The organism is Sphingomonas sp. (genome assembly GCF_019749955.1).
Lineage (GTDB): Bacteria > Pseudomonadota > Alphaproteobacteria > Sphingomonadales > Sphingomonadaceae > Sphingomonas.
Genome location: NZ_JAIEPC010000027.1, coordinates 26953 through 39214, shown reverse-complemented (window position 1 = coordinate 39214; position 12262 = coordinate 26953). Strand labels below are relative to the sequence as shown.

Sequence of the window (12262 nt, the reverse complement as noted above, 5' to 3'; positions counted from 1 at the left end):
TCCACCATCATGCTCGCCATAGCGGGGTCAATGTTGGGCGCCGATAAGGGGTCAACATCCCGCGCCGGTTGACAGGCTTGTTCATTCGCTGTCGACGAGGACGACTTCGGCGTCGTCAATCGCTGTCACCGTGATCGTGCGCCCGCCGAAGATGGCGGCGCCGTCGCGCGCATCGACCCGCTCGCCGTCGATCTCGATCGTGCCGCGTGCCGGGACGAGATAGGCGTGGCGCCCTTCGCCGATTGCATAGCGGATCGTCTCGCCCGCCTGCACCGTCGCCGCAAGCACCCGGGCATCGGCGCGGATGGGGAGCGCGCCTTCATCCTCGGCGAAACCGCTGGCGAGCGTGACGAACTTGCCGCTGCGATCGGCCTTGGGGAAGGGCTTCGCGCCCCAGCTGGGATTGCCGCCGAGCCGCTTGGGCTCGATCCAGATCTGGAAGATGCGCGTGGTTTCGGGCTCAAGGTTATACTCGCTGTGGCGCACCCCGATGCCGGCGCTCATCACTTGGACGTCACCAGCCTCCGTGCGGCCCTTGTTGCCCATCGAGTCCTGATGGGTGATCGCGCCCGAGCGGACATAGGTGATGATTTCCATGTCGCGGTGGGGGTGCGGCGGAAAGCCGCTGTTGGCGGCGATTTCGTCGTCGTTCCAAACGCGGATCGCACCCCAGCCCATGCGAGCAGGGTCATAATAGTCGGCGAACGAGAAGTGATGCCGGGCATTGAGCCAGCCATGATCGGCATGGCCCAGGCTGGCGAACGGGCGGCGGTCGATGGTCGATTGGATGGTCGCGGTCATCGTGGGTCTCCTTTGTTGCCGCCAAGATAGGTGATTTGATTACGGCGTAAATGGAAACGGTGGAAACCTATCGTTTCGATTGATAGAGTGGTGACCAAGAGGAGAAGGCAATGCGGTTACCCGATCTCGAAGCCTGGGCGATCTTCGCTTGTGTGGTCGAACATAAGTCGTTCAGCGGCGCCGCCGATGCGATTGGCCTGTCGAAAGCGACCGTGTCGAAAGCGATCACGCGGCTCGAAGCGCAGCTTGGCACCGGGCTGTTCCACCGCACCTCACGCCGCCTCGCGCTCACCGAAAGCGGGCGGACACTGGCCGACCACGCGCAGCGCATCCTCGCCGAAGCGCGCGCGGCGGAGGAAGCCGCGAACGATGGCGCTGCGGCGCTCGCCGGGCGCGTGCGAGTGAGCGCACCGATGAGCTTTGGCCTCGCGCATGTCGCGCCGCTGCTGGCGCGATTCCTCGCCGAGCATGACCGGATCGAGATCGAACTCGACCTGTCCGACGCGGTTACCGATATCGTCGCGGAAGGGTTCGACATTGCGCTGCGCATCGGCAGCCTGCCTGACAGTTCGCTGCGCGCGCGGCGGCTGGGCCCGGTCGCGATGCACATCATCGCCGCGCCTGCCTATCTGGCCCGCTATGGCCGCCCGACCCATGCCGGTCAGCTCGGCGAGCATCGGCTGCTCGGCTACACCAACGCGAGCGGCCCGCTCCACCTGCGCGGCCCCGGCGGCGCCGAAGTCGCGGTGCGTTTCGCCGGGCCGCTCGGCGCCAACAGCGGCGAAGCGATCTTGCCCGCACTGCGCGCCGGGCTGGGGATTGCCGTGCTGCCCGACTTCATCATCGCCCGCGACATCGCCGCCGGGACGGTCGAGCCGATCCTCACCGACTGGCACAGCACGCCGATTGGGCTGCATTTGATGACCCCGCCGGGCACGCTGCGGCCCGCCCGCGTTGAAGCTTTGATAAGCTTCCTTACCGAGGAGATCCGCCGCCAATGCCCGCCCGAACCGCGCATTGACTCGGCGCGACTCGTGGATTGAGGCCGATTAATCACAAATTAACCTTTTGCCTTCATCCGTTGTTTGGTTAATGCTGTACCGTGAGCGGCGCGCCGAACAGGAAGGCGCGGCGCTGCAACAGGGGGAAAGCCAGATGCGCGTGCTGCTGATCGAGGACGAGCCGACGACGGCGAAGGCGATTGAACTGATGCTCTCAGGCGAGGGCTTCAATGTTTATACCACCGATCTGGGCGAGGAAGGCCTCGATCTGGGCAAGCTCTATGATTACGACATCATCTGTCTGGATCTGAACCTGCCCGACATGCACGGCTATGACGTGCTCAAAAAGCTCCGCGTCGCCCGCGTGCAGACGCCGGTGCTGATCCTGTCGGGCAATGCCGAAATGGATTCAAAGGTCCGCAGCTTCGGCTTCGGCGCTGACGATTATGTCACCAAACCCTTCCACCGCGAAGAACTGGTCGCGCGCATCCACGCCGTGGTGCGCCGCTCCAAGGGGCATTCGCAGAGCATGATCCGCACCGGCAAGCTCGCGGTCAACCTCGACGCCAAGACCGTCGAAGTCGACGGCGCGCGCGTCCATCTGACCGGCAAGGAATATGCGATGCTCGAGCTGCTGAGCTTGCGCAAGGGCACCACGCTGACGAAGGAAATGTTCCTCAACCACCTTTATGGCGGGATGGACGAGCCCGAACTCAAGATCATCGACGTCTTCATCTGCAAGCTGCGCAAGAAGCTCGGCATGGCGTGCGACGGCGAAAACTACATCGAGACCGTCTGGGGCCGGGGCTATGTGCTGCGCGAGCCCGACGAAGTGAGCGCCACCAAGGTCGCCTGATCGGCTAAAGCTCGAGGGGGCAAAAGGCCTGCGATCTCAGGGGAGGTCGCGGGCCTTTTCGTGTCGCGCGCAGCGGCCATAAAAAACGGGAGGCCGCAGCTGCGACCTCCCGCCAAGGCTCGGGGGATAATCAGAGACCGACGATACCGCCGTCGTTCTTGGTGATGACGATCGTGGCCGAACGCGGCCGCGTGCCAGCAGCCGCAGTACCGGTCGCCTGCGTCGCCGGCCAGCCGCTCGACGGTGCGGCAGTCGTACCGTTTTCGCCGGGGTGCTGGATGTTGACGAACAGCGTGCGGCCATCGGGGGTCGAATCAATGCCGGTGATCTCGCAATCGATCGGACCGACAAGGAAGCGGCGGAGTTGGGTGCCGGGCGCCCGACCGACACGCGTCGCCTGCGTGCTGCCGCCCGAATTGGTGATGGTGCGTGTGCCGCCGTCGTTCACCGTGCCGGGAATGGCGAGCAGCATCTGGTTGTTGGTCACGTCACGGAAGGCGTTGTCGTCAGTCTGGATCCAGAGGAACGGATTGATCTGGCCCGATGCGTTCGACGGACGCCCGAACCACAGACCGTCAGGCGACGAGAAGTCGTTGGTCGCGTCGAGGCCAGACAGGTTGATGTTGGTCGGATTCAGGTCCGATCCCGCAGCGAACAGGTAAATGTCCCACGTAAAACCGACCGATTCCGAGTTATCGCCAATTTCGCGCAGGCGCAGGATGTGGCCGTTGCGATTGCCGACCGCCGTGCTCGGCGGATCGACATAGGCGCGCGGGTTGGCGGCGTTGGTGGTTGCCGGGGTACGCGAGGCATTGTTGGTCAGCGTGAGGTACATCTCGCCGGTTACCGGATTGACGGCGGTCCACTCGGGGCGATCCATCCGCGTGGCGCCAAGGGCGTCGGCGGCAAGGCGCGCGTTGATCAGAACATCGGCCTGATCCGCAAACGAATATGTCGCGTTGGCCGCCGTCAGCGGGCCGTTGCCGAACGTCAGTGCGGCCCAGGTGCCCGTGCCGTCGGGCTGGAAGATCGCCACGTAAAGCGTGCCCGAGTCGAGATATCTGTCACCGATCGCGAGGCGATCGGCCGACTGCGCATCGGCAGGGGCCCAAGGCGTCGCCGATACGAACTTGTACAGATACTCGTTCTGGGCATCGTCGCCCATGTACCAGGCGGGACGACGACCGGCGACGAAGTTCGACGGCCAGGCCCCTTCGTGGTTGAAGCGACCGAGCGCGGTGCGCTTGCGCGGGGTGCTGGTGGGGTCATAAGGGTCGATTTCGACGACCCAGCCGAACTGGTTGGGCTCGTTGCGATAATCGTCGGTCGCGGTCGCGCCGGTGACTTGCGCATTCCAGCGGCGATAGATGGTGCTGGTGGAAACGGCGGGCACCACCGTCGACCAGCCATAATTCCCCGTGTTGCTCGTCACGCCATTGCGCGTGAGCGCGGTGACTTCCCGGGCCGTGCGCAGCGGGTTGTCGGTGGCGGGCGGACGGCGGAAATAACCGGCCCAGTTTTCCTCACACGTCAGGTTGGTGGCCCAAGGCGTGTAGCCGTTGGCGCAGTTGTTGATCGTGCCGCGACCGTTCATGCCGGTGGGCGAAAACACGGTGCGAAGCTGCATGTTGCCAGCAGCCGGCCCGCGGAACGTCATCGGCGTCTGCGGCGTGATGCGGCGGTTGAAGCTGCTGCCGATCGTGTAGCTCCAGGCGCCAGCGGCGCTGCGCGTGACTTCGATCACGCTGAGCCCGTGACACTCAATTTCCCGGATCGCTTCGCTTTCGGGGCGGGCGCCGCTGACCGACGTCGGGCCGGTCGGGTGCAGATACTGCTGGTTGATATTCTCGTGGTTCATCACGAGCAGTCCGCGGCTGTTGTTGGTATCGTCGCGCGCTGTGCCGGCCGCATTGAGACCATAATAATAGAGCGCGTCGCCGTGATCGCCGCAGCGCGCGCCATAATCATTGTCGGTGCCATCGTTGCGAAACGCGGCCGTGCTCGCATTGATCGGGTCACCGAGGCGATACAGCACGGTCACAGTATAACCGGCGGGGACGGTGACCACGTCGAGCAAATTCTTCGCGATGGCGTTGAAGCCGATCTGCGCGGGCGACACAGTGATCGTCGTGTCGGCACTGCTCGCCTGACCGATATTGTCGTTCGCCTGGTAGCGGAAAACCAGCGGCGTCGCGACCGACACTGCGGGCGAGATGAAGGTGAACACGTTTGCGGTCGCACCCGGGATCAGCGTCACGGCTGGCCCCGAAAGCTGGAACACGCTCTGCGACGCGATGCTGCCGTTATCGGTAGCGGTCCCGGTGAGCGTGACGACGCGCCCAGCCGAGGTGTTGCCCGACGAACCAAAAGTAACGACCGGGCCCGGATCAGTGGCGGTGGGGGTCGACGAGCTGGGGCTGCATGCCGTCAGCACCGAGCCACCGAATACCGCAATCGCTGCGGCCGACGCACCACTGCGCAGCGCATCACGCCGCGAATAGCGGGCATCGATCATCGCATCCAGCGAGGGATTTTCGGTGCGATTGGTATCGACGTCACCATCGTCGTAGCTAAAGGAAACGCTCATCGATTCGGTCATGGTAACCCCCATTGGCGCTGCGCGAGTCCGCGCTCGCGTTGACAATCGCCAACGCTATTGCGCGTCCAATCGGACGCTTTGATGGAAGTTCGATGACGTATTAATGAATGTTAAGCGTCGTTAATGTTTCAACACGCCGGCGCGCATGGTGGTCACCGACGCTGCCAAACTTTCGCGCCGCCGATCCACGTCTGCTCGACCTGGGTCGCGCGGAGATCGCTGGCCGATACCGCCGTCGGATCGCGGTCGACGATGATGAAATCGGCATATTGGCCCGGCGCCAGCCGCCCGAATTGCGCCTCGGCAAAGCCCGCATAGGCAGCATCGATGGTATAGGCTTTCCAAGCCTGTTCGCGCGTCAACCGTTCCTGCGGCTGCCAGCCGCCGAACGGCTGCCCCTCGGCATCGGTGCGGGTGAAGCCCGCCGCCCAGCCCGCGAAGGGATCGGGGCTTTCGACCGGATAATCGGTGCCGAACGCCAGCGGCACACCTTCCTTCAGCATGGTCGCCCAGGCATAGGCGCCGACCAGCCGATCGGCGCCCAGCCGCGCCTCGGCCATGATCCGGTCGCTGGTCTGGTGCACCGGCTGCATCGACGCGATGATGCCGTGGCGCGCGAAGAGCGGTAGATCGGCGGCATCGACGATCTGGGCATGCTCGATCCGCCAGCGCCGGTCGCCTTTGTAGGTTTCCGCAAGTTCGTCGATCGCGCCGAGTATTTGCGCATTGGCGCGGTCGCCGATGGCATGCACCGCGACCTGATAGCCGTCCATCGCGGCGCGGCTCATCAGGTTGCGGAGCTGGGCATCGCTCAGGAAACCCGCGCCTGTCTGGTTAGCAGCATCGCTATAGGGCGCCTTCAGCCACGCCCCGCGCGAGCCGAGCGCGCCATCGGTGTAGAGTTTGACGCCGTTGAGCTTCAGTCGCCCCTGATACAGCCACGGCGTCGGCCCGGCGCCGCCGATGCGGATCGTGTCATCGACGCCCGCGCCATAGCTCATGATCCGCACACGCAGTCCACCCGCATCGCCGACACGCCGATAGGTGAGCCACTCGTCGACCGTCGTGCCCATGTCGGCGGTTGCGGTGATACCAAAGCCGAGCAGGATTTCCTGCGCCTTATAGAAAGCGAGCGTCTGTTCCTTCGGGAGCGGCACGGGCACCGCCCGGCGCACCAGCGCCTGGGCGGAATCGACGAACACGCCACTCGGCTCAGCGCCGGTCTTTTCGATCCGCCCGCCGGCCGGCGTTTCGCTCTTGGCGGTCACGCCCGCGGCTTTCATCGCCGCACTGTTAGCCCAGCTCGCATGGCCGTCAGCGCGCGCCAGCCACACTGGCCGATCGCTCACCACTGCGTCGAGATCGGCGGCAGTGGGAAAGCGGCCCAGGCCCCATTTCTCCTGATTCCACCCGCCGCCCAATATCCAGTTGCGCTCGGGATTGGCGGCAACATAAGCGGCGATCTTTGCCTTCGCCTCATCAAGCGTCTTGGTGTCGGACAGGTCGAGTTCGAGCGCGCGAAATCCCAATTCCATCACATGGCCATGTGCGTCGACGAAGCCGGGGAGCAGCACCTTGCCCTTCATGTCCGCGCGCCAATCGAGCCGGTCGGGGCGTTTGTCGCCGTCCTTCAGCAGCCGCACAACCTTGCCGTCGCTCGACACGACAATGCCGGTGAAGCGCACGGGCGTGCCACGTTCGTCGAGCGTAATCCCGTCGACATTGTCGACCAGTGCGTCGGCATAAGCGGGGGCGGCGAGCAACAGCGCGGCAAGCGCGAACAGCTTCTTCATTCAGGTCATCTCCCGGGCGCACCGACTGAGCCGCCAGCCATTGCGCATAAGCACTGTTCCCCCGTGGCGCCAGATGGTCTAGGCCCCCGCCCCACCACCGCCTTTGGGCTGTAACCCGAAGTCCCGGCAGCTTGAGGACCAGACGGCGCGCATGGCGAGCATTCCCGACCTTCCCGTATCGATCGACGATGTCCGCGCGGCCCATGCCCGTATTGCGCCATCGATCGTCCGCACGCCGACACTTGTCAGCCGCACGCTGTCGGAGATGACGGGCGCGACGGTTTATCTGAAGTTCGAGAACCACCAGTTCACCGCGGCCTATAAGGAACGCGGCGCGCTCAACACGCTGCTCCAGCTGCCGCACGAGACCAAGGGGGTGATCGCCGCGTCGGCAGGCAATCATGCGCAAGGTCTGGCCTATCACGCGCACCGGCTCGGCATTCCCGCGACGATCGTGATGCCGACGACCACGCCGATCGTGAAGGTCACCCAAACCGAAGGGCACGGCGCCAACGTCATCCTGGTCGGCGAGACTTTCGACGAAGCCTATGCCCATGCCCGCTTGCTCGAAGCCGAGCAGGGGCTGACCTTCGTCCACCCGTTTGACGACCGGCGCATCATCGCGGGGCAAGGCACGACGGCGATCGAAATGCTTGAGGATGCCCCCGACATCGACATGTTCGTCACCCCCATCGGCGGCGGCGGGTTGATCAGCGGGATGGCGGTGGTCGCGCGCGCGGCGGACCACCCGATAGAGGTCGTTGGCGTCGAAGCCGAGCTGTTCCCGTCGATGCACAACCGGGTCAACCACGGCCAGCTGCCCTGCGGCGGCGAAACGCTGGCCGAAGGCATTGCGGTGAAGGAGCCGGGGCTGATCACCGGTCGCATGGTCGAACTGCTCGTCAACGACATTGTGCTGGTGAGCGAACGCAGCCTCGAAAAAGCGGTGTCGCTGCTTGTCCAGATCGAAAAGACCGTGGTCGAAGGCGCTGGCGCCGCTGGCCTCGCGGCGCTGATTCAGCATCCCGAACGCTTCAAGGGCAAGACTGTCGGGCTGGTGCTGTGTGGCGGCAATATCGACACGCGGCTGCTCGCCAATGTGCTGGTGCGCGATCTCGCGCGTTCAGGGCGGCTGGCGCGCGTGCAGATCAGGTTGCAGGATCAGCCGGGGGCGCTGTTCAAGCTGGCGGGGGTGTTCGATGCCGAGCGCGTCAACATCATGGAAGTCTATCACCAGCGCATCTTCACCTCGCTCCCCGCCAAGGGCTTGATCACCGAGATCGAATGCGAGACGCGCGACCGTGCGCATCTTGAGCGCTTGCTGACGGCGGTGCGCGCGGCGGGCTATGAAGCGAGCCTGATCGAGCTGGCCTGAGGCGCGGCCGAGCCAAAACGAATCGCCGGAACGACAGGCCGAGTGGCGCACCGCGTGCGCCGAAGCGACCAATCGGCTATGCTTGGCCCAGTGCACGGGGCCTGGCGCCGCTTATCCACAGCTCTGTTAACCCTCTTTCGTGGTAAAGCGGCTTTTCATCATGACGCGGACGATTCATAACGTCGTTCAAGCGCGTCGGCAGGCGTCGCGCGAGAGGACCAGCCGGCGGTGACTGCGCCTTTTCGCTTTCCGCGATTCTTTGTGACCAGCCCCTCGCCCTGCCCCTATTTGCCGGGGCGGCTGGAGCGCAAGGTGTTCACCGAGCTCGCCGGACCGCACGCTGCCGAGCTCAACGATGCGCTTGGCCGAATCGGTTTCCGCCGCAGCCAGTCCGTCGCCTACCGCCCGAGCTGCGCGGGCTGTTCGGCCTGTGTGTCGGTGCGCGTGGTCGCCGACGAATTCGTGCCCAATGCCACCCAACGCAAGCTGATCCGTCGCCACGCCGACCTCGACGTTACCGCGTGCAAGCCCTGGGGAACCGACGAGCAATATGAACTGCTGCGCCGGTATCTGTCGAGCCGCCACCCCGGCGGCGGCATGGCCGGGATGGACGAGACCGATTATGCCGACATGGTCGAACAGTCGCCAGTCAAATCCTATATCATCGAATATCGCGAACCGGCGCGCTTCGGTCGGCGCGGGCGGCTGGTGGGCGCGTGCCTGACGGACCAGCAGGCTGATGGCCTGTCGATGATCTATAGTTTTTTCGATGCCGATGCGGCGGATCGCCAGGGGCTCGGCAATCTCATCATTCTCGACCACATCCTGCGCGCGCGGGCAGCGGGTCTGCCCTATGTCTATCTGGGCTATTGGGTGAAAGGCAGCGCGCGGATGAGCTACAAGACGCGCTATCGCCCGATGGAAGCGCTAGGACCGACCGGCTGGAGCCTGCTGGAGGACGAGGACATCCCGCCGGTGCGACTGCCCGCGGTGGCCGACGAACTGGTTTAGGACGCTCTGCGAGCCTGGCATCCGCCGTTCGCGGGGGTGCCTTTCCGACGCCGACCCGCTATCGCTGCTTCACGAAGGCGTCACCCGGCAAATGCCAGGCGGTGATCCTGATCAGGGGAGATGGATGATGCGGATCGCAATCGCACTGGCACTATTGGCCACGAGCAGCATGGCGGCCGCCGTCGACGATATCCTGCCGACGGGCCAGCGCATCACCCCGCTTGCCGCCCCCGGCAGCAGCATGATCGCGCTCGACCCCGCGCTGGCCGATATGCCGACGCTGCGGCTCGGCTGGGCGACCAATGCGGTGTTGTCGCCCGACCGCACGCGGCTGGCGATCATCACCTCGGGCACCAACAGCCTGCTCAATGCCAAGGGTGGCCCGGTCAGCCCCAAGGCGTTCGGCGACTATATCGTGATTTACGACGTGACCGGACCGACCCCGCGCCGCACCGCGACGCTGGCGATTTCGGCGAGCTATGGCGGCATTGTCTGGAGCGCCGATGGGCAAAAGCTTTATGCCGCGCTCGGCGTGTTCGACAGCGTGCAGGCCTTTGCCCGCACCGGCGATGACTGGGCACCAGCGGGCGCGCCGATCAAGCTCGGCCACAAAGTCGGCATCGGTATCGGTACCGCGCCGCTCGCCGCCGGGGTCGCGCTGTTCGACGGCGGCGGCAAGCTCGCGGTCGCCAATCGCCACAATGACAGCATTTCGATCGTCGATCTGGCGACGGCTAGCGTCCGCGAGATCGACCTTCGGCCCGGCGGCGGCAAGGCTGGTGGGACTTCGCCTTATTGGATCGCCGCGACGGGCAAAACGCTCTGGGTAACGAGCCAGCGCGACCGCGAGCTGGTCGAAGTCGATCCCGCCGCTGGTCGCGTGCTGCGTCGCGTCGCGCTGAAGGGCGTCCCCAACCGCGTCATCACTGATCGCGCGGGCAAGCGACTGTTCGTGACCGAAGACAATGCCGATCTGGTCGAGATCATTGATGCGGCAAAAGGCGTGGTCGCCCAAGCCGTGCCGACCCTGCCCAACACGCCCACACGGCCACGCGGCGCCACACCGACCAGCCTGACACTGTCGGGCGATGAGCGCACGCTTTACGCCACCAATGGCGGCACCAATGCCGTCGCGGTGATCAGCCTCACCGGCCCCAAGCCGCGCCTGACCGGGCTGATCCCGACCGGCTGGTACCCCGCCGCCGTTGCCTGGACACCCAAGCGGCTGTTCGTGCTCGATACCAAGGGCCAGGCCGGTCCCAATCGCGGTTGGTGCGCGCAGACGAGCCGGATGAAGCAGCAGGGCGACTGCGCGAAGCCGGGCGTTGGGCGTGCGAGCAACGACTATATCCTCCAGCTCGTCCGATCGCACCTGCTGACGATTCCGATTCCTTCGGCCAAGACGCTCGCCACGCTCACGCCGCGCGCGCTCGCCAATGCGCGGATCGGGGCCGCCGCCAGCCGGGCCGACACGCTCAGAATGGCCGAGCTGCGCAAACGCATCAAACACGTCATCTATATCGTGAAAGAAAACCGCACCTATGATCAGGTGCTCGGTGATCTGCCGCGCGGCAATGGCGACCCCAGCATCGCGCAGTTCGGTCGCGCGCTGACGCCCAACCAGCATGCACTGGCCGAGCAATTCGTCACGCTCGATGATTTCCGCGTGTCAGGGGAAGTGTCGGGCGACGGCTGGCAGTGGAGCACGGCCGCCCGCGCGACCGACGTCAATGAACAGCTCACCCACACCTATTACGCCGCCAAGGGCGGCAGCTATGACAGCGAAGGCACTGAGCGCAACGTCGTCGTCTCGGGCAACAAAGCCGCGCGCCGCGCCGCCCATCCGCAAGTCGATGAGGACGACGATCGCCTCGCAGGCAACCGCAATGCCGCTGAAGTCGACGGCCCCGAAGACGAGCGCGGCTTGGGCTATCTCTGGGACGCTGCCCACCGCGCGGGCAAATCGGTGCGCAACTATGGCTTCTTCCTCGATCTGACGCGCTATGACCTGCCCGCCGACAAGGGCGGCATCCCTCCGATCGAAGATCCGTTTGCGAGCAAGACCCCCGTCGCGGTGGTGGCCAGCCAGTTTCTGACGCCGCTCACCGATCCTTATTTCCGGGGCTTCGACAGCCAGTTGCCCGATTTCTTTCGCTTCAAGGAATGGCAGCGCGAATTTGCGGGGTTCGAGGCCAAGGGCGCGATGCCCGCGCTGTCGTTCGTGCGCTTCATGAACGATCACATGGGCGCGTTCGACAAGGCGATCCGCGGCGTCAACACGCCCGAAACGCAGCAGGCCGATAACGACTATGCCGTTGGCCTGCTCGTCGAGGCGATCGCCAAGAGCAAATTCGCCAAGGACACGCTGGTGTTCGTGCTCGAAGACGATGCACAGGACGGCCCTGACCACGTCGACGCGCACCGGTCGATCGCGTTTGTCGCCGGACCTTATGTCAAACAAGGCGCGGTGATTTCGACGCGCTACACCACGGTCGACATGATCCGAACGATCGAGGCGGTGCTGGGGCTGAAGCCGAACAATTTGTTCGACGGCGGTGCTCGACCAATGGCCGATCTGTTCGACCTGACGCAGGGGCCGGGCTGGTCGTTCAAGGCGACACCCGCCGATATCCTCTATTCGACGCAACTCCCGCTGCCGCCGCGCACTACCGCCGGACCGATTGCGCTGCCCCGCCACGACGCCGCGTGGTGGGCGGCTGAGACGCGCGACTTCGATTGGTCGTCGGAGGACAAGAACGACGCCGCCGCGTTCAATGCGGTCCTCGCGAAAGGGCTATCGACGGGGCAATGACTCCGCTCGCCAGG

Annotated in this window: 8 protein-coding genes; 5 read left to right on the top strand and 3 right to left on the bottom strand. The window is 65.0% G+C overall.

Features of this window, described 5'->3' with window-relative positions:
* Positions 1-81: 81 nt before the first annotated feature.
* Positions 82-801 (bottom strand): pirin family protein, encoded by a 720-nt coding sequence (locus K2W81_RS08290; protein ID WP_294103242.1) that lies wholly within the window; start codon positions 799-801, stop codon positions 82-84.
* 110 nt (positions 802-911) lie between these two features.
* Here K2W81_RS08290 and K2W81_RS08285 point away from each other — a divergent pair, with 110 nt between their 5' ends.
* Together K2W81_RS08285 and ctrA are read left to right on the top strand one after the other, a co-directional pair.
* The gene (locus K2W81_RS08285) at positions 912-1844 is read left to right on the top strand and encodes a LysR family transcriptional regulator (protein WP_294103240.1); all 933 of its coding nucleotides are present in this window, start codon (positions 912-914) and stop codon (positions 1842-1844) included.
* A gap of 112 nt (positions 1845-1956) precedes the next feature.
* Entirely contained in the window at positions 1957-2658 is a 702-nt protein-coding gene (ctrA, locus tag K2W81_RS08280; RefSeq protein WP_294103248.1) for a response regulator transcription factor CtrA, read from the top strand.
* A gap of 130 nt (positions 2659-2788) precedes the next feature.
* On the opposite strand, the gene K2W81_RS08275 is transcribed toward ctrA, so the two are convergent.
* Entirely contained in the window at positions 2789-5257 is a 2469-nt protein-coding gene (locus tag K2W81_RS08275) for an alkaline phosphatase PhoX (protein ID WP_294103239.1), read from the bottom strand.
* Positions 5258-5409: 152 nt separating this feature from the next.
* Positions 5410-7050 (bottom strand): amidohydrolase family protein, encoded by a 1641-nt coding sequence (locus tag K2W81_RS08270; protein WP_294103238.1) that lies wholly within the window; start codon positions 7048-7050, stop codon positions 5410-5412.
* Between the two features lie 151 nt (positions 7051-7201).
* Here K2W81_RS08270 and K2W81_RS08265 point away from each other — a divergent pair, with 151 nt between their 5' ends.
* The 3 genes from K2W81_RS08265 (at position 7202) to K2W81_RS08255 (ending at position 12248) form a co-directional block, all read left to right on the top strand.
* Positions 7202-8425, top strand: a complete 1224-nt coding sequence (locus K2W81_RS08265) for a threonine ammonia-lyase (protein WP_294103237.1) — start codon at positions 7202-7204, stop codon at positions 8423-8425.
* A 228-nt stretch (positions 8426-8653) separates the two neighbouring features.
* Positions 8654-9436, top strand: coding sequence for an arginyltransferase (locus K2W81_RS08260; RefSeq protein WP_294103235.1), 783 nt, complete (start codon positions 8654-8656; stop codon positions 9434-9436).
* A 127-nt stretch (positions 9437-9563) separates the two neighbouring features.
* Positions 9564-12248 carry a bifunctional YncE family protein/alkaline phosphatase family protein gene (locus K2W81_RS08255; RefSeq protein WP_294103234.1) on the top strand — a complete coding sequence of 895 codons (2685 nt, stop codon included), beginning with the start codon at positions 9564-9566 and terminating at the stop codon, positions 12246-12248.
* Positions 12249-12262 lie beyond the last annotated feature (14 nt).